Origin of the sequence: Saccharibacillus sp. CPCC 101409, from assembly GCF_030518235.1 — a bacterium.
Taxonomy (GTDB): domain Bacteria; phylum Bacillota; class Bacilli; order Paenibacillales; family Paenibacillaceae; genus Saccharibacillus.
On sequence record NZ_JAULSA010000003.1, the window covers coordinates 414,216 to 433,107 of the forward strand.

The 18,892-nt window shown below is 57.3% G+C and carries 17 protein-coding genes and 1 pseudogene; 10 read left to right on the top strand and 8 right to left on the bottom strand.

Annotation, left to right across the window (positions count from 1 at the left end; all coding sequences use genetic code 11):
• Positions 1-179 precede the first annotated feature (179 nt).
• The 4 genes and pseudogenes from QWJ34_RS09690 to QWJ34_RS09705 form a co-directional block, all read right to left on the bottom strand.
• Positions 180-917 carry a DsbA family oxidoreductase gene (locus QWJ34_RS09690; RefSeq protein WP_302727321.1) on the bottom strand — a complete coding sequence of 246 codons (738 nt, stop codon included), beginning with the start codon at positions 915-917 and terminating at the stop codon, positions 180-182.
• Positions 918-1,163: 246 nt separating this feature from the next.
• The gene (locus tag QWJ34_RS09695; RefSeq protein ID WP_483314258.1) at positions 1,164-1,787 is read right to left on the bottom strand and encodes an acetate uptake transporter; all 624 of its coding nucleotides are present in this window, start codon (positions 1,785-1,787) and stop codon (positions 1,164-1,166) included.
• A gap of 414 nt (positions 1,788-2,201) precedes the next feature.
• Positions 2,202-2,797 (bottom strand): annotated as a pseudogene (locus tag QWJ34_RS09700) (uroporphyrinogen decarboxylase/cobalamine-independent methonine synthase family protein); the annotation flags it as partial.
• 890 nt (positions 2,798-3,687) lie between these two features.
• Complete coding sequence (locus tag QWJ34_RS09705) at positions 3,688-4,509, bottom strand: hypothetical protein (protein ID WP_302727325.1); 822 nt, start codon at positions 4,507-4,509, stop codon at positions 3,688-3,690.
• Positions 4,510-5,059: 550 nt separating this feature from the next.
• On the opposite strand from QWJ34_RS09705, the gene QWJ34_RS09710 reads away from it, so the two are divergent.
• Positions 5,060-6,016, top strand: a complete 957-nt coding sequence (locus QWJ34_RS09710) for an IS30 family transposase (protein WP_302727327.1) — start codon at positions 5,060-5,062, stop codon at positions 6,014-6,016.
• A gap of 173 nt (positions 6,017-6,189) precedes the next feature.
• Here the strand turns inward: QWJ34_RS09710 and QWJ34_RS09715 are convergent, their stop codons facing one another.
• Genes QWJ34_RS09715 through pepT form a run of 3 tightly spaced genes read right to left on the bottom strand, consistent with a single transcriptional unit; the run spans position 6,190 to position 9,064 of the window.
• Positions 6,190-7,137, bottom strand: a complete 948-nt coding sequence (locus QWJ34_RS09715) for an aldo/keto reductase (RefSeq protein ID WP_302727329.1) — start codon at positions 7,135-7,137, stop codon at positions 6,190-6,192.
• A 41-nt stretch (positions 7,138-7,178) separates the two neighbouring features.
• A complete protein-coding gene (locus QWJ34_RS09720; protein ID WP_302727331.1) occupies positions 7,179-7,784 on the bottom strand; it encodes a pentapeptide repeat-containing protein in 606 nt (201 codons plus the stop codon).
• 44 nt (positions 7,785-7,828) lie between these two features.
• Positions 7,829-9,064 (bottom strand): peptidase T, encoded by a 1,236-nt coding sequence (gene pepT, locus QWJ34_RS09725; protein ID WP_302727333.1) that lies wholly within the window; start codon positions 9,062-9,064, stop codon positions 7,829-7,831.
• A 196-nt stretch (positions 9,065-9,260) separates the two neighbouring features.
• Between pepT and QWJ34_RS09730 the strand changes: the two genes are divergently transcribed.
• The 9 genes from QWJ34_RS09730 (at position 9,261) to QWJ34_RS09770 (ending at position 18,646) form a co-directional block, all read left to right on the top strand.
• The gene (locus QWJ34_RS09730; protein ID WP_302727335.1) at positions 9,261-9,860 is read left to right on the top strand and encodes a guanylate kinase; all 600 of its coding nucleotides are present in this window, start codon (positions 9,261-9,263) and stop codon (positions 9,858-9,860) included.
• 386 nt (positions 9,861-10,246) lie between these two features.
• A complete protein-coding gene (locus QWJ34_RS09735) occupies positions 10,247-10,447 on the top strand; it encodes a cold-shock protein (protein WP_302727336.1) in 201 nt (66 codons plus the stop codon).
• A gap of 113 nt (positions 10,448-10,560) precedes the next feature.
• Positions 10,561-10,776, top strand: coding sequence for a cold-shock protein (locus QWJ34_RS09740; RefSeq protein ID WP_302727337.1), 216 nt, complete (start codon positions 10,561-10,563; stop codon positions 10,774-10,776).
• 234 nt (positions 10,777-11,010) lie between these two features.
• The gene (locus QWJ34_RS09745) at positions 11,011-12,009 is read left to right on the top strand and encodes a beta-ketoacyl-ACP synthase III (protein WP_302727339.1); all 999 of its coding nucleotides are present in this window, start codon (positions 11,011-11,013) and stop codon (positions 12,007-12,009) included.
• Between the two features lie 365 nt (positions 12,010-12,374).
• The gene (locus tag QWJ34_RS09750; RefSeq protein ID WP_302727341.1) at positions 12,375-13,745 is read left to right on the top strand and encodes an ATP-grasp domain-containing protein; all 1,371 of its coding nucleotides are present in this window, start codon (positions 12,375-12,377) and stop codon (positions 13,743-13,745) included.
• 318 nt (positions 13,746-14,063) lie between these two features.
• Positions 14,064-15,077, top strand: a complete 1,014-nt coding sequence (locus QWJ34_RS09755) for an NAD-dependent epimerase/dehydratase family protein (protein ID WP_302727343.1) — start codon at positions 14,064-14,066, stop codon at positions 15,075-15,077.
• The gene (locus QWJ34_RS09760) at positions 15,070-15,984 is read left to right on the top strand and encodes an MBL fold metallo-hydrolase (protein ID WP_302727345.1); all 915 of its coding nucleotides are present in this window, start codon (positions 15,070-15,072) and stop codon (positions 15,982-15,984) included. The genes QWJ34_RS09755 and QWJ34_RS09760 overlap by 8 nt, the downstream gene beginning before the upstream one ends.
• A gap of 150 nt (positions 15,985-16,134) precedes the next feature.
• Positions 16,135-17,478, top strand: a complete 1,344-nt coding sequence (locus QWJ34_RS09765; RefSeq protein ID WP_302727346.1) for a F390 synthetase-related protein — start codon at positions 16,135-16,137, stop codon at positions 17,476-17,478.
• On the top strand, positions 17,456-18,646 hold the full coding sequence (locus QWJ34_RS09770) for a GNAT family N-acetyltransferase (protein WP_302727348.1): 1,191 nt from the start codon (positions 17,456-17,458) through the stop codon (positions 18,644-18,646). The genes QWJ34_RS09765 and QWJ34_RS09770 overlap by 23 nt, the downstream gene beginning before the upstream one ends.
• Before the next feature lie 31 nt (positions 18,647-18,677).
• Here the strand turns inward: QWJ34_RS09770 and QWJ34_RS09775 are convergent, their stop codons facing one another.
• Entirely contained in the window at positions 18,678-18,863 is a 186-nt protein-coding gene (locus QWJ34_RS09775) for a hypothetical protein (protein ID WP_302727350.1), read from the bottom strand.
• Positions 18,864-18,892: the final 29 nt, after the last annotated feature.

Sequence of the window (18,892 nt, forward strand, 5' to 3'; positions counted from 1 at the left end):
GCCGTTTATGCCGGTCGGTCCGCCGTCCTGCGTGCAGAAAGCCAAAAGAACAAGCAAGGCAAAAAGGCTCCCGGTCTTCGCAAACGATGCGAAGACCGGGAGCCTTTCGTGTCGAGCCTGCCGATTGCGGCTTACATCCCGCTGTTTATCCCCCAATAACGGGATATCCGCCATTATTCTTAATGCGCCCGGTTATCCGGCTTATCCTGCGGCACCGCGCACGAGCCGTCGGCGCAGCCGTCCGCTTCCGCGGACTCGCCGCCGAGCACGGTCAGCGCCGGGCGCTCGCCCCAGGCGCGTTCCAGCGCCTGGTCGAATACCGAATCCGGCTGCGCGCCGGATACGGCGAACTTGCCGTCGAGCACGAAGAACGGCACGCCGCGAACGCCGAGATTCACGGCTTCTTCCTCGTCCGCGCGGACGTTCTCGCTGTAAGCGTCCGAGTTCAGGATATCGAGCACCTGGGCGCGGTCGAGGCCGGATTCTGCGGCCAGCTTGGCGAGCTCCTCGTGATCGCCGAGGAATACGCCTTCCGTGAAGTAAGCCTGGAGCAGCCGTTCGGTTACGTCATGGGACAAGCCCTGCTCCGCGGCAAAGTGCGCCAGCCGGTGCGCGTCGAACGTATTCGTAGGGCTCATCCGGTCGAAATCGTAGTTCAAACCGACGGCGCGCGCCGCTTCGCCGACATTGCGATTGGCTTCCATCGCCTGCTCGCGGCTCATGCCGTATTTGCCGGCGAGCATATCGTGAATATCGCCGCTGTGCGCTTCGCGCGAAGAATTCGGATCGAGTTCGAAGCTCTTATATACCACTTCGACCTGGTCTTTTTGCGGGAAACGTTCCAGCGCGTGCTCCAGCTTGCGTTTGCCGATATAACAAAACGGGCAGACAAAGTCCGACCATACTTCGATTTTCATCGGGATTGACTCCTTTGGGCCGATTTCCGTAAACAGACGAAAACGGCGGTGAATTTACTTACTTAAAATTATTATAGTTACAATTAGTAAGTAAATCAAGCGGTAACTCGAACGATTACAAAATAAATTCGTTTCTATCCGCGCATTCTTCGTTTCGGCAAACTGAAAATAAACCGCCCGCTTCGCGGACCGGCGCGAGCGGGCGGTTTATTTCGTTTATGGATAGGGAGCGAATGGCGAAGCGGATTAAGCCCGCGGCTTGAAGATTCCGAACGCCTTGCCGATCGGCAGGAATTCGCGTCCGAAGTGGACGTTCAGCACGTTGGCTCCGCAGCCGTACAGCGATACGATGCCGATCGCCATTTCCGCGTAAGCCGCCATTTCGTGGAAGAACTCCGGCGCGCCGAACGCGTCGAGCGTCAGGCCGAGGAACAGGAAGTCGATCAGGCAGAAGATGATGAATAATACTTTATTCGTTTCCATCGCCCCGATCGTCATGAATAACGTGAAGACGAGGTATCCGGCAAAAGCGAATCCGAGCTGTTTGCCGTCGACGGTGCCCGCAAGCCCGGGACCGAACGTGCCCATTTTCATCAGCCAGTTGGTCGCCATGGCGAACCAGAAAAAGGCGTAAGCGGCGAAAGCGGTCATGCCGAACGTGTTGTTATGCTTGGCATCCTGAATGCTGGCGAAGAGCTGGGCGAAAGCGCCCAGGAAAACGGCCCAGGAAGCGGCATAGCCGAGGCCCTCGGTCAGTCCGAGCTTCTGCGACGAAGCGACGAGCGTGACGATGGCCAGACCGAACAAGCCGATGGCGCCCGGATCGGCGGTTACGACTTTGACGGTAGAAGGGGACGGGTGGTTCATGATTGTAAACGATTCCTCCAACAATGCAAAATAAAAAGCGAGTAAATACCGAATCGTTCCGTTCTTCGCGGAACTCAACTGACCCATTGTACTCGAAAAGAAAGACGAAATGAATACGGAAAAACGCGTTTCGATGAAAAATTTCCGAAAAAACAAGCCTCGGGAACATGAATGCGGAAATGAGTGCGCTTACGTTCATTTTGACGTATGATCCGGGCCTGCGCGAGAGCAACGCAGACGAGCCCATACGGTCGAACACGAGAAAAGCCGCCTGACGGATCGATTGTCCGTCGGGCGGCGGCATGAGCGGAAGCGGGAGGTTCCTTCGAATCGAAACGCTTCTCGCTTGTACGTTGTCAACTCTTAATCACAGGTGGGCGTAAACTTACATTTAGCGTTGATAAAGTAACAGGCTGCTTATTTCCAGACGTCCTGCGCAATCTCGACTACATAACGCAGTTTGTCCCACTGCTGCTGTTCGGTCAGCAGATTGCCTTCTTTGGTCGAAGCGAAGCGCACTGTGGGATCAGGTAGAACTGGTCCGGTGAGACGTAGCGGGACGCTTCTTCGATGCGGCGCTTGATCTCGTCTTTGCTTTCCAGTTCGCCGAACTTGGACGTAACCAGGCCGAGCACGATTTGCAGGTCTGGATGGTTCACGTAACGCAGCGGCTCGAACGAACCGGAGCGTTCGTCGTCGAATTCCAGAAACAGTCTGTCGAGCTCGAGGCCCTGGAAAATCGCTTCCGAAGCGGCGTTGTAGCCGCCCGAAGCGTTCCAAGTGGACTGGAAGTTGCCGCGGCAGATATGCATAGTGATGACCATATCGTCCGGTTTGTCTTTGAACGCTTCGTTGATCGAGCGCACCGAATATTCCTGAAGCTGCTCCATCGTGAAGCTTTTGGCGCGGAACGCTTCCGGCATATTGCCGGTGAAGAAAATGGACCACGACGTATCGTCGAGCTGGAGGTAGCGGCAGCCCGCGTCGTAGAACGCACGGATTGCTTTGCCGTAAGCTTCGCTTAGGTCGCGGAGCAGCGCTTCGTGATCTTCGTACAGTGGGAACTCGTTCTTGCCGTGGAACTGGATTTCATTCATTTTATCCATGAATAGGGAATTATTCCGGTAACTTGTCGACGCTAAAGGTAAGATTAGGCTCTCCTGAAACGCACCTAAAGCATGTACATTTCAGGAGAACGTAATCCTCTGATTAGAGTTGACAAGGTATTAGGCCCGTCGAAATTCGCTGTCGGTGACGATCTGGAGGCCGGTTTCTTTTTGCAGCTTGACGGCGCGCCAAAGTCCGGTGTTCAAAGTTTGTGTCAGTATCCCATTTTCCTATCCGTAAATTGATTTATTGAAATCCTAATAGAGCTTGTTAGGATTGTAAATCTTGTTTGGATGATTGAATGAGTAAACATAGCCTCACAGACTATGTGATGAAGTCTTCTAAAAAAACAATTTTTTCAGGCACTTTTTTTAATGTTACAGAGGACAAGTCAATGATTTTTACTTAGAACGAAATTTATTACTGATATATAGCAAAATACCAATAATGAATGATCCATAAAAATAAAAAGCATTAGCATCAGGACCGGAGAAAACATCAATACCTATGAAATTGAATAGTAAAGACAATATTAAAGTAGAAACAAAAGTGCCAAAAATATAAAGAAATAAAACCATTGCATGCTCATTCCTTTTGTTTTAGTTTGTATAAAATTATTAATCTATGAAGCTTGCTATATAATATACTTACTCATTGGATCGCTTATATATCATTGAAATTGTAACATTACCTAAATAACCATACAATTTTAATTCTAAATACTTTAGATTAAAAAATCTCCTCATTGAGTTAATGAGAAGATTTTTGTGGAATACTAATTATATCATAAGACAGTTTACAAAATGAAGGTAAAGCGGTTACCGTAACTAAATTGTCCAACTCCACTAAAAGAAATGTAACCAAAGTTGAGTGATACTGCAGTGACAAATGCTGGAACTGTTCGATGAGAATAGCCCACTTCAATAGCGGTAGTAGTTCCTCTAAGAGAAGTTAAATAGCGCAATTCTTGACGTCCCCATCCACTTTGAACACCAGAAACTCCAGCATACTTTATATCAACATTCCAAGCAGTTCCGCTAACTTTTTGGGTTTGTACTGGCGAACTATATGATCTCGAACCAATAGAGTCGACGAGAGTGTGTTGTCCATTTGCAGTTCCCGTAGGTACGGCAGCTTCTTTCCAAGCCATAGCTAGAGTATCAGTAAGATAAACTTCTGGATTTCCATCCCAATAGTATGTAGCGTAAACTTGGTAAATACTTTCTTTGCCATTATTCGATGTGCCTGAATATACTGCATAGCCGGACAGAATTGGAGTGGGAACTAATCCTGTAATGCCAAATTGATCAGGATTTAACTCATTTCCTTTGTTTTGATTTAAGTCTATAGAATCTATTTTCTGTAAAATTGCTTTTTTACCTTTTTTAGAAGAAATCTCTCTTTTTAAATCAATTGGCATTCCTGAAATTTCCTCCGAATTAAACCCCATTTCTTTCAACTGGTTATCTAATTCAACTTCATTTGCATAAGTGGAATCCGGCAAAGCAGAGATTAAGTCTTCTTTAGGATCCTCAACAACTTCAGCACTAGCGCTAGATAAAAAAGTAAACACCATAAGCAACGACAACATAACACTTAATACATTCTTTTTTCTCAAAATAGCAACTTTCTTTCATAATTAATTTATATTTGTTTCGTAGTGAATCCTTTATTAGCAAGTGAGTTTAATAACATAAATTTAAATTTAAAAATTACATCATTATCGCTTACTTGTAACATAGAATACTACAATTACAAATTATACTAAAATATTTTTGAAAGTAAAGATAATTGTAAAAAATCTTATCCATAAATTAATCATTACCATACAAGGACTGATTTGGTGTCAATATAAATTTGATAAGTAAAAGTAAGCTGAAACAAGCGTAAGAAATATCGTCAAAAAATTTAAATGCTTAGTCTCTTATGGTTTGGAGGAGAAAGAAAAAGAGTACGTTCTAAAAACATTAATTAAATTAATTTAAATTCAAAAAAATGTATATAATATGTATTTTTTAAATTATATATTACAAAATAAATATATTTACTATATTTTATATGACGGATTGTAAAATGAGCTGCAACACCTCGAATTGAATATAAAACGGCTTATGGCCGGATTCGTGTAGAATAAAGTCCCCACAACCTCTCTACAAGGAGAATCTACTATGAGCTACACTCCTTTTAGCATAATCGAACGCAGCAAACTAGAACTCTTACGCAGTCAGGGAGCCGGGGTCCGGGCGATTGGACGGGCATTGGGCCGATCAGCGGGAGCCGTCAGCCGGGAATTGAGGCGCAATGGATCACCCGAACGGTACGAGGCGCAAGAAGTCCAACAAGCTTACGCGGATCGAAGAGAAGCTTCGAAACCCAACGGAAAATGGAATCCAACACTGGCGAGCGAGATCGAAGCGGATCTCAAGAAGACCCATTCTCCCGAGCAAATCGCAAGTCGTCGGAAAGCTAAGGGGCTTCCCACGGTCGCTTTTAAAACGCTCTACAACTGGCTCTACACGGGCCGACTAAACCGTGGGGATCTCCAGGTCCTTCGGCACAAAGGCAAACGCCGGAAACCGCCGGAGAAACGGGGACGCTTTACCCTCGGCCTCTCGATCCAGCAGCGTCCGAAAGAGATTCGCAGCCGAGAAACGTTCGGCCACCGGGAACTGGATACTGTCGTCTCCAGCCGTGGAAAAAGCAAAGCTTGCTTCGCGACCTTCATCGAACGAAAAACTCAATTTTACCAGGCGATTAAGATGGCGAATCGAACGGCGTTGTCGATGGAAGTCGCCTTTGGCGTGTTGGCTGCGCAGTATCCGAAGGCGGCGATTCAAACGGCAACGGTAGACCGGGGCAAAGAATTTGCTTGTCATGCTGCGCTCAAACAGGTCCATGGCGTGGAGGTTTACTTTGCTAATCCGTATTCCTCTTGGCAGCGAGGCTCAAACGAGAATGCAAATGGCCTGCTTCGAGAGTTTTTTCCCAAAGGCCATGATTTTGCCGACGTATCCGACGCCGAGCTTCAGCAGGCTCTTGACCTCATTAACAACCGGCTTCGCAAATGTCTAAGCTGGAACTCGACGCACGAATCTTTTCAACATGAGTTGTTGCACTTGGATTGATAATTCGTCATATAAGTAAAAATTTAATATATTTATTTTGATAAAAGGAGTAAAAACTCGGCCAGTCTATCATAGACTGGCCGAGTTTTTACACATCTTTATTCAAAATATATAATTTTTTTATGATCCAGTAATAAATCTAGTTTGTATTAAGTAAAAAATGATATTTATTATTAATCCCTGAACAGGAAATCGATCTGTTCGATCTGCTGAGGGCTCAGGTCGACGTCCAGGGTTTTGAGGTTGGCGGAGACCTGGTCGTCGGTTTTGGCGCCCGGGATCACGGCGTCGATGGCGCTCCGGGTCAGGTACCAGGCGAGGACGACGTTGGCGATGCCGGCGTTCTGGGCGACGGCGATTTCGCGCAGGCGGTTGACTTTTTCCACGCTGCGCTTGAAGGTCTCGCCCTGGAACAGCGGATTGCGCAGTTTGCTCTCGCTCAGTTTGTCGTCTTCGCTGTATTTGCCGGTCAGCAGGCCGGAAGCGAGCGGGAAGTAAGGGACGAACGAGATGCCGTTTGCTTGCGCGTAAGGCAGCAGTTCGTCTTCGGCGCCGCGTTTGAACAGGTTGTATTCGCCCTGGAACACGTCGACGTGGCCGTCCTGGTTGGCTTCGCGCAGCTGATCGATCGAGAAGTTGGACACGCCGATCGCACGGATCTTGCCTTCCTGTTTGAGCTTCGCCAGCTCGCCCACGGCTTCGTTTTTCGGCGTATGTTCATCCGGGAAATGAATATAGTAAAGGTCGATATAGTCGGTTTGCAGACGCTTGAGGCTGTCTTCGACCGACTGCCGCAGGAAGGCCGGGGAGTTGTCGAATTCGGTCTTCCCGCCGACGATCTTGTGCGCGCCTTTGGTGGCGATTACGACATCGTCCCGGCGGCCGAGTTCTTGCAGCACCTGTCCGATCAGCTCTTCCGAACGACCGGGTCCGTAGATAAACGCCGTATCCAGAAAATTGATGCCTGCGCTCAGCGCCGCGCGCACCGAGGCTTTACCGGCTTCTTCGTCCAGGTTCGGAAACAGATTATGTCCGCCGACGGCGTTGGCGCCGAGGCCGACAGGCGATACGTCCAATCCGCTTTTGCCCAGTTTCACTCTTGTGTTCACTGCTTTTGTCATAAAAGAACCCTCGCTTTCCGGAAAATAAAAGGTCTGAATGCTCAATCCACTTTCGCCCCGTACGAGCGCATAAACAGCACCGCCTGCTCCCGGTCCATGCGCACGTTCTTGACGTCGAGCGCTTTGAAATCGATTCCGTCGAGCACGGCGTCGCGCAGATCCGCGCCGGCCAGCTTCGACTTGGCGAGCTGGCAGCGGGTCAGGTCCGCGCCGCGCAGGTCGGCTTTTTGCAGGCTGCATTCCGATAGGTCGGCTTCGTAGAAACGCGCGCCGCGCAGATCCTGCCGGTCGAGCCGGGCGTGGCGCAGATTGGTGTACGACCAGTCCCCGCGCACGACCGTGAAGCCGTCCAGCTTCGCGCCGGCGAAGTCGGAACCCGTCATCTTGCAGCTGTCGAACTTGGCCGCGAACAGATTCGCTTCGGCAAAATTGCAGTTTTCGAACGCCGTTTCGCGGTGGATGGAGCCGTTCAGCCCCGCGCCGCGAAAATCGCATTCGGTAAACCGGCAGTTCTGCGTCAGCATCTCCTCCAGGGAGCCGAACGAGAACCTGCATTTGATAAACGTGCAGTTCGTCAGTTCCCCGTCCCGCAGATCCTGCGCGCCGAAATCGACGTCTTCGTAAGTCCGGTTTTCGTATTCAAACATAGCGTTCGCTGATCTCCTTCCGCCGTTCCCGGCCGCCTGGCGGTTCAGGCCTTGCGTTCGAACGACTGTACCACGGCCAGAATGACTTCGGTCGCTTTGACCATATTGTCGGCGGACACGTACTCGTAGCGGCCGTGGTAGTTCTCGCCGCCGGTGAAGATGTTCGGCGTCGGCAGGCCCATATACGACAGCTGCGAGCCGTCCGTGCCGCCGCGGATCGGACGGATGTCCGGTTTGATGCCGAGCCCTTCCATCGCTTCGCGCGCAATATCGACGATCTCGATCACCGGTTCGATTTTCTCGCGCATATTATAGTACTGGTCGCGCAGCTCCAGAATCACGTTCTCTTCGCCGTAAGTCTGACGGAACTCGGCCACGATGTTTTCCAGCATGTTTTTGCGGCGCTCGAAGCTTTCCCGGTCGAAGTCGCGGACAATGTACGACAGCGTCGCCCGGTCCGTGCCGCCGCCCATCTGGATCAGGTGGAAAAAGCCGTCGTAACCGTCCGTGAATTCCGGCGATTCCTGCTCCGGCAGACGCCGGTGGAATTCCATCGCGATCTTCGCAGCATTGATCATTTTGCCTTTCGCCGTGCCCGGATGGACGCTGACGCCGTTGATCGTGACTTTGGCGGCCGCGGCGTTAAAACTTTCGTATTCCAGCTCGCCCAGCGGTCCGCCGTCCATCGTATACGCGTACTTCGCGCCGAACTTTTCGACGTCGAAGCGCTGCGGTCCGCGGCCGATTTCTTCGTCCGGCGTGAACGCGACGCGGATCTTGCCGTGCTTGAGTTCCGGGTGCGCGATCAGGTAGTTCAGCGCGGTCATGATCTCGGCCATGCCGGCTTTGTCGTCGGCGCCGAGCAGCGTCGTGCCGTCGGTCGTGACCAGCGTGTGGCCGACGTAGTGCGTCAGCTCGGGAAACTCGCGCGGGGACAAAACGATATTCAGCTCCGTATTGAGCACGATATCGCCGCCGTCGTAGCTGTCGATTACCTGCGGATTCACGTTGGCGCCAGTCAGTTCCGTCGCGGTGTCGAGATGGGCGAGGAAGCCGATCACCGGCACGTTTTCTTTGTCCGTATTGGCGGGGAGCGTTGCCATTACGTAGGCGTTCTCGTCGAGCGTGATTTCCGTCAGGCCCAGTTCCGTCAGCTCGCGCACGAGCTGCTCGGCCAGCAGCATCTGTCCCGGCGTGGACGGGCAGGTCTCGCTCTCGTCGTTGGACTGGGTATCGAAACGGGCGTAACGGTCGAGACGTTCGATCAGCTCTTTTTTCATGGATAAACTCCTTCTTTCCGCTTCGGTTCCTCCATATAAATGCGTTACACGCAGGAACCGTTCGATTTGGCCGCCCCGCGGTCAATGCGACAGGCAGGCGCATACCGTTATTTTAGCATGGAAAACTCGGCTGGCGCATCAAGCGCAAACATGCGACAATACAAACGCAAATATTTCCGGCGCACGGAGGTCGAATATGAATTCCATGATCGATAGAAGCGAAGACAGAAACGAAGCGGGCGGCCTGGACGTTTCCCTGGTCGTGTTCCAGGGGCCGAGCGCTTCGGGCAAAACGACGCTGCAGGCGCTGCTGGGACTGCCGCGCATCGTCACCTGGACGTCGCGGGCGCCGCGGGAAGGCGAAATCGACGGCGTCGATTATCATTTTGCGCGGCGGGAAACGCTGGAGCGCATGATGCGCGAAGGATCGATGCTGGAGACGAGCGAATACCGCGGACATCTGTACGGCACGTCGCTGGCTTCCATCCGGGAAACGGCGGAAGGCGGGCAGGCCCGCTCGATCGTGCTCGATCCGAGCGGCGCGAGGGTGGCGCGGGAACTGCTCGGCGAGCGTTCGCTGCTGCTCGGCGTGTCGGCGTCGCGCGGCGAATGCGAAGCGCGTTTGCTTGCGCGCGGGTCCGACGAAGCGCAGATCGCGGCGCGGCTCGCCGGCTACGACGAAGAGATCGCCGCGCTGGACGGCTGCGACCTGGTCGTGCGCAGCGGCGAAGGGGCTCTTGCGCGCGCCGGTTCGATCGTCCGGGCGCTGCGTCCGCTGCTGGGGGCGGCGGACTGAAGCGCCCGGACGCAAAAAAGCGGCGGGCCGCGAATGCGGTCGGCCCCGGCCGATTACGGCGCAAGACAGTAGGCTTAGGTCCCGAAAGCAAGCAGGTAAAAGAAAGGTCTTCCGGGTCTATCGGACCGAGGGGGTTTTTCTTTACTGCGCCTCCCGACCCGAACATTTGTAAAAAGATTGCTTTCGAATACGAGGTATGATAAGATCGTCTTAGTCATGAACGGACTGAACATACCTGATTTCACATATTGGAAAGGGTTGTCATGAGTGGTTTATGGAACCTTTTCCAATGTGTGATTTTTTTATATCCCAAACGGACCATAAAAAATGCATGTTGCCGGGCTTTTCGACAAGATCCGGAATTAAATTTTTGGAGGTATTCTCTCATGGAAACAGGTACAGTTAAGTGGTTTAACGCAGAAAAAGGTTACGGCTTCATCGAAGTTGAAGGCGGCAACGACGTATTCGTACACTTCTCCGCAATCCAAGGCGACGGCTTCAAAACCCTCGACGAAGGACAACGCGTAGAATTCAACATCGTTGACGGCAGCCGCGGACCGCAAGCTGAGAACGTTGTAAAGCTGTAATTTAGCTTTGGAAAGACTGTCCTTAACTTGTGTTGAGGACAGTCTTTTTTTCGTATCAACGTCCGTCAGCTGTCGCTGAGCATGTTTTTAATCCAACCCGAGGAGGCGCACTTATGTATTTTCGCAAGAAGATGTCCGACGATGTTCCTGAAGAAGAGACGGCAGTGTGGGTTTGCGGGAAGGAAGAATGCAAAGGCTGGATGAGGGATAATTTTTCGTTCGACGACGTTCCGGTCTGCCCGATCTGTTCTTCTCCCATGCAAAAAAGCGTGAGAAAGCTTCCGGTGCTGGCCAATTTGACCGCCGAAGCCAGACAGAAAGCGAAATAGGAAAGACGCGAACGAAAAGCAAAGCAAGCCGATACAGCATCGCATCGAGCCACCGCCAAGGAGCCGCAACGCGGAATCCGGATGCGGTTTTTTTTGCGTTTACGGGCAAATTCGCTTTGCGAGAGTAAAAGGCCGATTAGAAGGATTAGCGAACAAATAGTATAATGCTGACAAACGCATAACTGCCGTAAGCATCGGGCGGAATACAGAGAATACGCCGAGGGGGAAAATGTCATGCAAGCACGACGCGTCAAGATTACGGGAACGGGAAAATATGTGCCGGGCGCCGGAATACCGGATTCGGAGATCGACCGGAGGCTGGGGATCGAACCCGGCTGGGTAATGCGCAAAACGAGCGTCGCCAATCGTCACTTCGCGGGCGAAGAAACGGCGGCTCAGATGGGCGCTTTCGCCGTGCGCGATGCGCTGGAAGCGGCCGGGCTGTCGTTCTCCGATATCGACTGCCTGGTCTGCGCGAGCGGCACCATGCAGCAGCCGATTCCGTGCACCGCTTCGCTGATCCAGGAAGCGCTGGGCGAACAGGATTCCGGCGTTCCGTGCTTCGATATCAACTCGACCTGCCTGAGCTTTGTGACCGCGCTCGATACCATGTCGTATCCGGTCGACGCGGGGCGCTACCGCCGCATCCTGATCGTGTCCACCGAGATTGCTTCGAAAGGACTGGACTGGTCGAACAAAGAAAGCGCGGCGCTGTTCGGGGACGGAGCCGCGGCCGCGGTCGTGGAGCGTTCGGCCGAAGGCGAGCCGTCGCGCATCCTGCACGCCGCGATGACCACGCACAGCGAAGGCGCGCACCATTCCGAGATCCGCGGCGGCGGCAGCGGGATCCCGGCTTCGCTTTACAGTGAAGAAAACGCGGCCGATTACCTGTTCTCGATGGACGGCGAAGCGATCTTCCGCCAGGCTTCGCGCCTGCTGCCGGAGTTTATGCGGAAGCTGCTCAGCGGCGCGGGGCTGTCCATGTCCGACTTCAAGCTGGTCGTGCCGCATCAGGGCAGCGTGATGGCGATGAAGCTGCTGCGGCGCAAGCTGGGCATTTCGGAAGAACAGATGCTGTTTATCGCGCCGCATTACGGCAACGTAATCGCTTCGTCGATCCCGCTCGGACTCGATATGGCCGTGCGCGAAGGCCGGCTTGCGCGCGGCGACAACGTGCTGCTGGTCGGCACGTCCGCCGGACTGTCGCTCGGCGGAGTCGCGCTGGTGTATTGAGCAGTGAAGTGCGAAAATCCACTTTATTTGTCCGGGAACGCCTGTGGATTGCGAAACGGATGCAGGAATCCATCTTAATTCCGCGGTTGGGCAAGCTTTTGCGATTATACCGCGAATAAAGTGGATTTCTGCATTTGATCGGGAGAATCGGGGCGCGGGCGGAGAAAGAGATGGATTTGTGCACTTTATTTGGACAAGGACAGAGCAGGGCGACGCGGAGAGGAAAAGTCCGGCGATTCTTGCTATCCGGCCGGGGCGAGGGAGAAGGCCGGGTTACGGCCGGACGATGTCCCGCGCGCAGTCGGACTTGCAGCCGTTCGAAAAAGCGGCGGATACGGGCGAACGACAAGCGAAGGAGGAAGACGATGAACGGACTGCGGGTTCTGATTACGGGCGGACGCGCGCCCTGCGCGCTGGATCTTTCGCGCGCTTTCGCGGCGCGCGGCGCGGAAGTGTACGCCGCGGAAAGCCTGGAGCATCATCTGTGCGCGGGTTCGCGCGCGGTCAAACGCAGCTTCCGCGTGCCGCCTCCGGCGCAGGACCCGGACGGCTACGCCGCGGCGCTGCGCGAGATCGTGCGCAGCGAAGAGATCGGCCTGCTGCTGCCGACCTGCGAGGAGATCTTCTATATCTCCGCGCATCGGGGCGGCTTCGGCCCCGACTGCCGCGTGCTGGCGCCGCCGCTCGAAACGCTGCGCGAACTGCACAGCAAATGGGCCTTTATCCGCCTCTGCGCGAGGCTGGGCTTCGCGGTGCCGGAAACGGTCCGGTTGGAGTTTCCGGACCGGGGAGAGACGGGAAGCGGAATCGGCGAAGAGCGGATCGCGGGCGAGATTCCGCGCTCGCGATCCGGAGATCCGGCTTATATTCTGAAGCCGGAATTCTCCCGCTTCTCGTCCCGGCTGTCGCTGCACGGGACGCTTGAAGAAGCCCGCGCGGAAGCGGCGCGCGCGGGCGGGGCCTGGGTCGCGCAGCGATTCGCCGCGGGCGAGATGCTGTGCACGTACGGCGTCGCCCATCGCGGGCGGCTGCTGGCGCACGCGGCGTACCGGGCGCCGCAGACGGCAAGCGGAGCGTCCGTCTGCTTCGAACCCGCGGCGGACGAACAGGCGCGGGAATGGGCGGTCCGCTTCGCGGAGCGGACGAACTTCAGCGGACAGCTGGCGTTCGACTTCATCCGGACGGATGAAGGAGCGCTGCTGCCGATCGAATGCAACCCGCGCGCCACGAGCGGCGTGCATCTGCTGCTGGCGGCGCAGACGCAGGCGAAGCGCGGCGCGGAGGGAACGGCGGCCGGCCCGGAGGCGGCCGGCGAAGATCCGGTCCGGGCCGAAGCCGGTTTGCGGCCGGCGCCTTCGGAGGGGGCGACCGATCCGGACCGTCGTCCGGATCTGCTGGACGCCCTGGCGCGGCCCGACAAGGTGCGGGAGACGATCTTCGCGGCTCCGGCGCGGACGCCGATGCTGCTGCTGCCGATGCTCGGCAGCGGCCTGGCCCAGACGGGTTCGCCGCGCCGGTTCGCCAAGTGGCTGCGGGATTTTCGCGGCTCGCGCGATGTGCTGCTGCGGCGCGGCGACGCCGCCGTAATGCCGGAAGCGCTGCGCATGCTGCTGGAACTGCGCCGCCGCTCGCGCAAGCTCGGCATATCGTCTTCCGAAGCGTCCGTGCACGATATTCGCTGGAACGGAGAAGCCATCGGAGAATCGGCGGCCGGCGGGAACGGCACTTTTACATAAGCGGCATTCGAACTTCTTTTCTCCAAAAGGGGATAGAGAAAGAAAAGCGAATACGCCCCGAAAACTGTGGATAGATCCGCAGCGAATAAAGAGAAAAAATGCGCTATCCACATGTGGATAAGTCCTTTTTCCGCCCCTTTTGGGCGAGAAATCTACAGAAAGCGTGGATAAGCTCGGGATAACCGTGGATAAGTCGCTTTGTTCGCGAGTCATCCACAGGGCTGCATTTCTGCATTCCGCCCGTCGTAAAGTCGCGATGCCGACGGCTGTACCGGGAAGCAAACAAGATAACGATTTTTAACGAAAGGAGACGCGCTTATGAACATACTGGTTACCGGCGCGACCGGATTCCTGGGCGGAAGCCTGGCGCGCAGTCTGGCGGCGGATGGCCATGCAGTTACGGGACTCGGCCGCAGCGAACAGGCGGGCGCGGAGCTTGAGCGCGGCGGAATCCGCTTTGCGCGCGCGGAGCTGGCCGACCGCGAGGCGATTCTGGCGGCTGTGGCGGACGGCGCTTTCGATCTGGTTTACCACTGCGGAGCGCATTCCGCTTCCTGGGGCGACACGGCCATATTCGAAGCGGCGAATATTCGCGGCACGGCCAATATCGCGGACGGCTGTCTGCGGGCGGACGTGCCGCGACTGGTGCACGTCTCGACGCCGAGCGTGTATTTCGGCGCGCGGGATCGGACCGGCGTGCGCGAAAGCGATCCGCTGCCCGCGCGGCAGTCGGGAACGTACGCCCGGACCAAGCTTGCGGCGGAATGCGAAATCCTTCGCGCCGCCGAAGCCGGACTGGGAACGATTATGCTGCGTCCTCGCGCCCTGTACGGTCCCGGCGATACTTCGATTCTTCCGCGGATCGTCGAAGCGAACGGGCGGACCGGCGTGCCGCTGATCGGCGGCGGCCGGGCGCTGCTCGACCTGACGTATATCGACGACGCCGTGCGCGCGCTCAAGCTGTGCGCTTCGGCTCCGCCGGAAGCGCTGGGGCGCGTTTTCAATATCAGCGGCGGCGCGCCGGTTCCGTTCGCCGAAGCCGCGAGGCTGCTGTTCGACAAGCTGGATCGTCCGCTCCGCGCCAGGAAGCTGCCTTTTGCAGCCGCCCGCGCCGCCGCCCTGGCGATGGAAAGCGCCGCCCGGCTGGGGCTGACGCGCGGCGAACCGATGCTGACCGCGCCGCTGGTCGGGATGCTCGGACGCAGCCAGACGCTGAATATCGACGCGGCGCGCGAAGTGCTCGGCTATCGGCCGCGGATAAGGCTTGAAGACGGATTGGAGCGTTTCGCAAGATGGTGGTATGCTCGGGAGGAGGAACGGCGGGATGAGTAATCCGGCGCATTCGAAGCTCGACGCCCTCTGGGCGTATACCGGCCGCTTTGCTCCGCGGGTATCGCTGCGGCTGTTCTCCGCCGGAAGCTGCCGTCACCCGGAGTGGGTGACGATTCGCGGCGGCAGTCCGCGCAGCGTACGTATACCGGCGCTGTTTGCGGCGATATTCCATCCGGACGAAGGAACGATCCTGTTCGACACCGGTTACGCGCAGCGCTTTTTCCGGGAAACGCAGCCGTTTCCCGCCCGCTTGTACCGGATGGCGACGCCGGTCGATTTTCGCCCGGAGCAGGGCGCGGCCGCGCAGCTTCGAGCATCGGGCATCGATCCGGCCGGGATTCCGCGAATTATCGTTTCGCATTTTCACGCGGATCATATCGCGGGCCTGCGCGATTTCCCGGCCGCCGAACTGCTGTACGAACCCGAAGCGTTCGACTGCATGCGCCGGCTGCGCGGCATCGCGGCTGTGCGCAAAGGCTATCTGTCCGGGCTGCTGCCGGACGATTTCGCGGAGCGCGCGCAGCCGTTCGCGCCGGAATCGCGCATCGAACTGCCGGAAGGCTTTCTGCCGGAATTTCCGTTCCGCCGCGCGACCGATGTGCTCGGCGACGGCAGCCTGCTCGCCGTCGATCTGCCCGGCCATGCCTACGGGCAGATCGGCCTGCTGCTGCGCACGGAGCGGGGGCCGCGCCTGCTGTGCGCCGACGCCGCCTGGTCGGCCGCGGCTTACCGGGAGAACCGCCCGCCGAGCGCTCTGGCCGGCGTGATTATGCCGGACCGCCGGGCTTACGCCGCCAGCTTCCGCCGCCTGCGGAAGCTGGCCGCGGCCTTCCCGGAACTCACCGTGATCGCGTCGCACTGCCCGGAAGCGGAGCGGCTGTATGTCAAGGAAGGACGGAGTCTGTAACGGCGCGATCGCAGATCGCCGCCCTCCCCGGCAAACCGGCCTGCTTGGTTTTTACGCACAAATACGGACTTGATCCAAGAAACCTGAATTTCCAGAAAACAAATCTACGTATGCAGCTCTTTATCATTTTGAAAGGAGGCTTCGACCGCTATGAACACCGACGCTCTGCCTATCCTTTACCACTACTTCGCCGCCCGCGGCCGCGCGAAGTTCGACGGCCGCGATGAGCTGGAACGCTGGCGCGAGCCGCGCATCGTGCATCATCTGGACCGCGTGCGCGCGGCTTCGCCTTTTTACCGCGAGCTCTGGGGAGACCGGCCGACGCCGGACTGGCGCGGGTTTCCCGAGATCGACAAACAAGCGATGATGGACAATTTCGACCGTTTGAACACGGCGGGCATCCGCAAAGAAGAAGCGATGGGCCTGGCGCTCGAAGCGGAGCGCACGCGCGACTTTACGCCGGAGATCGGCGGATTGACGATCGGATTGTCTTCCGGCACGTCGGGAAGCCGCGGGCTGTTTCTGGTCAGCCGCCGCGAACGTCTGGCCTGGACGGGGACGATTCTGGCGAGAGTGCTGCCGGGCTCGCTGCTTCAGCGGCACAATATCGCTTTTTTCCTGCGGGCCGACAGCAATCTGTACGGATCGGTCCGCAGCCGCCGGGTGGCGTTCGAATTCTACGATCTGCTGAATCCGCTGGAGGAACATGTGGCGAGGCTGAACGCGCAGAATCCGAGCGTGCTCGCCGCGCCGCCGTCCATGCTGCGTCTGCTGGCCGAGCGGCTGCGGACCGGAGAACTGCGCATTGCGCCGGGGCATCTGGTGTCGATGGCCGAAGTGCTGGACCCGCTGGACCGCGTTGTGATCGAGGAAGCGTTCGGCCGGCGGATTCACCAGGTGTATCAGTGCACGGAAGGATTTCTGGGCGCGACCTGCCCCCACGGCACGCTGCATTTGAACGAAGATGTCGTGCATATCGAAAAAGAATACGTCGACCGGGAGCGCGGCGTTTTTACCCCGATTGTGACCGATTTCGTGCGCTTCGCGCAGCCTATCGTCCGCTACCGGCTCGATGATCTGCTTACCGAAAGCACGAAGCCCTGTTTGTGCGGCTCGCCGTTCACGGCGATCGAGCGTATCGAAGGACGCAGCGACGACCTGTTCGTGCTGCCCCGGGAGGACGGCGGCGGATTCGTGACGCTGTTTCCCGATTATGTATCGCGGGCGATTATCGGGGCGTCGGCGCATATCGAAGCGTACCGCGCCGAGCAGGAATCGCCGTCCCGGCTGATCGTGGAGCTTCAAACGGATACGCAAACCGGGTTCGGGCAGGCCGAAGCCGACGTGCGCCGGGCGGTTGCCGAACTGTGCGGCCGCATCGGGGCGGTCGTGCCGGCCATGGAGTTCGCGCCGTACCGGTTCGTCCCGGACGGAACCAAGCTGAGGCGCGTGCGGAGGAGGTTCGCGGTCGATGAGCGGATGGAGCCTGTATAGACCGGAGGAGCTTGACGAATTGCTGCGGGCGCTTGAAGGTCCGCAAGCCGCGCCCGTGCCGGGCGAAGCCCACGCGCTCCGCTGGCTGGCCGCGATGCACCGCGAAGGCGTGCCCGCCCTGATCGCGAACGTGCACACGCGCCCCGCGCTGCTGCGCGACGACGACTCCGGGCTCTGTCTGCCGCTGAGCGTCGGCGACCGCGAATACGGCGACTCCTACGTGTTCTCGCCGTACACGCATTACGTGAGCTACGCGCGCGAAGAACTCGCGCTGCTCAAGTCGCGCGCCGCCCGGCTGGCGCTCGGCGCGCTGCTTGCGCCGGCGGGCGTGCTGCTCAAAGCTTCGCGCTTCAACCGCGCGGTGCAGGTGAACAACCGCCTGTTGTCCACCAATCTCTACCCGCCGCTCGAACCCGGGCGCGGCGAAGAGCAGATCCGCTCCGCCGTGGCGCTGCTGCTGCGGCAGTACCCCGACCGCGCGGTGATCTTCCGCTCGCTCAACGCGCGAACCACGCCGCTCTGGCTGGAGACGCTGGCGCAGCTGGGCTTTCGCCTTGTGCCGAGCCGGCAGGTCTACCTGTACGATTCACCGGACCGCATTCCGTCCAAAGCCCGCTGGCTCCAGAAGCGCGACTACGCCCTGCTGGACAAGCACGGCTATAAAGTCTGCGGCCCGGACGAACTGTGCGCCGCGGACGCGCCCCGCCTGGCGGAGCTGTACCGGCTGCTGTACATCGACAAATACTCGGCGCACAACCCGGTGTTCACGCCGCGCTTCTTCGAGCTGGCGCTGAGCGGCGGTCTGCTCAAGGTTCACGCGCTGCGCTCGGCCGCGACGGGCCGCCTCGACGCGGTGCTCGGCTATTACACGCAGGGCGGCGTGATGACGACGCCGGTATTCGGCTACGATACCGGTTTGCCGCAGGAAACTGGCCTGTACCGCATGCTGTCGGCCGTGCTGCTGCGGTTGGCCGCCGAAGAAGGCTGCCTGCTGCACGAAAGCGCCGGCGCCGCGCAGTTCAAGCGCAACCGCGGCGCGGCGGCCGAGATCGAATACAGCGCGGTTTACGACGGTCATCTGCCGCTTTATCGCCGCGTCGGCTGGGCGCTGCTCTCGCCGCTGCTGAACCGCGTCGGCGTCCCGATTATGCGCAAATACAAATTTTGAAGAAGCGCCGCCGCGTTTTTTTGCAGCCCGATCAGAGCAGTTCCGTCAGCCGTCTGAGCAGCCCGGTTCCCGCCAGCAGCGGCACGGCCGCCGCCAGACGCAGCATCATCGCCCCGGCGAGCGCCGGGAGCACGGCTTTCTTGGGAATCTTGCGGATCACGATCAGGGCGAACACGGCGATCAGGAACACCGTGGTGATTACAGTGAGCATAGACATATCTATCGCTTCCTTTCACTTTGGGTAAT

Coding starts and splice junctions, on each gene's coding strand:
- QWJ34_RS09690 (WP_302727321.1), bottom strand. CDS start 917: ATGAAAATCGAAGTATGGTCGGACTTTGTCTGCCCGTTTTGTTATATC.
- QWJ34_RS09710 (WP_302727327.1), top strand. CDS start 5,060: ATGAGCTACACTCCTTTTAGCATAATCGAACGCAGCAAACTAGAACTC.
- QWJ34_RS09715 (WP_302727329.1), bottom strand. CDS start 7,137: ATGACAAAAGCAGTGAACACAAGAGTGAAACTGGGCAAAAGCGGATTG.
- QWJ34_RS09720 (WP_302727331.1), bottom strand. CDS start 7,784: ATGTTTGAATACGAAAACCGGACTTACGAAGACGTCGATTTCGGCGCG.
- pepT (WP_302727333.1), bottom strand. CDS start 9,064: ATGAAAAAAGAGCTGATCGAACGTCTCGACCGTTACGCCCGTTTCGAT.
- QWJ34_RS09730 (WP_302727335.1), top strand. CDS start 9,261: ATGAATTCCATGATCGATAGAAGCGAAGACAGAAACGAAGCGGGCGGC.
- QWJ34_RS09735 (WP_302727336.1), top strand. CDS start 10,247: ATGGAAACAGGTACAGTTAAGTGGTTTAACGCAGAAAAAGGTTACGGC.
- QWJ34_RS09740 (WP_302727337.1), top strand. CDS start 10,561: ATGTATTTTCGCAAGAAGATGTCCGACGATGTTCCTGAAGAAGAGACG.
- QWJ34_RS09745 (WP_302727339.1), top strand. CDS start 11,011: ATGCAAGCACGACGCGTCAAGATTACGGGAACGGGAAAATATGTGCCG.
- QWJ34_RS09750 (WP_302727341.1), top strand. CDS start 12,375: ATGAACGGACTGCGGGTTCTGATTACGGGCGGACGCGCGCCCTGCGCG.
- QWJ34_RS09755 (WP_302727343.1), top strand. CDS start 14,064: ATGAACATACTGGTTACCGGCGCGACCGGATTCCTGGGCGGAAGCCTG.
- QWJ34_RS09760 (WP_302727345.1), top strand. CDS start 15,070: ATGAGTAATCCGGCGCATTCGAAGCTCGACGCCCTCTGGGCGTATACC.
- QWJ34_RS09765 (WP_302727346.1), top strand. CDS start 16,135: ATGAACACCGACGCTCTGCCTATCCTTTACCACTACTTCGCCGCCCGC.
- QWJ34_RS09770 (WP_302727348.1), top strand. CDS start 17,456: ATGAGCGGATGGAGCCTGTATAGACCGGAGGAGCTTGACGAATTGCTG.
- QWJ34_RS09775 (WP_302727350.1), bottom strand. CDS start 18,863: ATGTCTATGCTCACTGTAATCACCACGGTGTTCCTGATCGCCGTGTTC.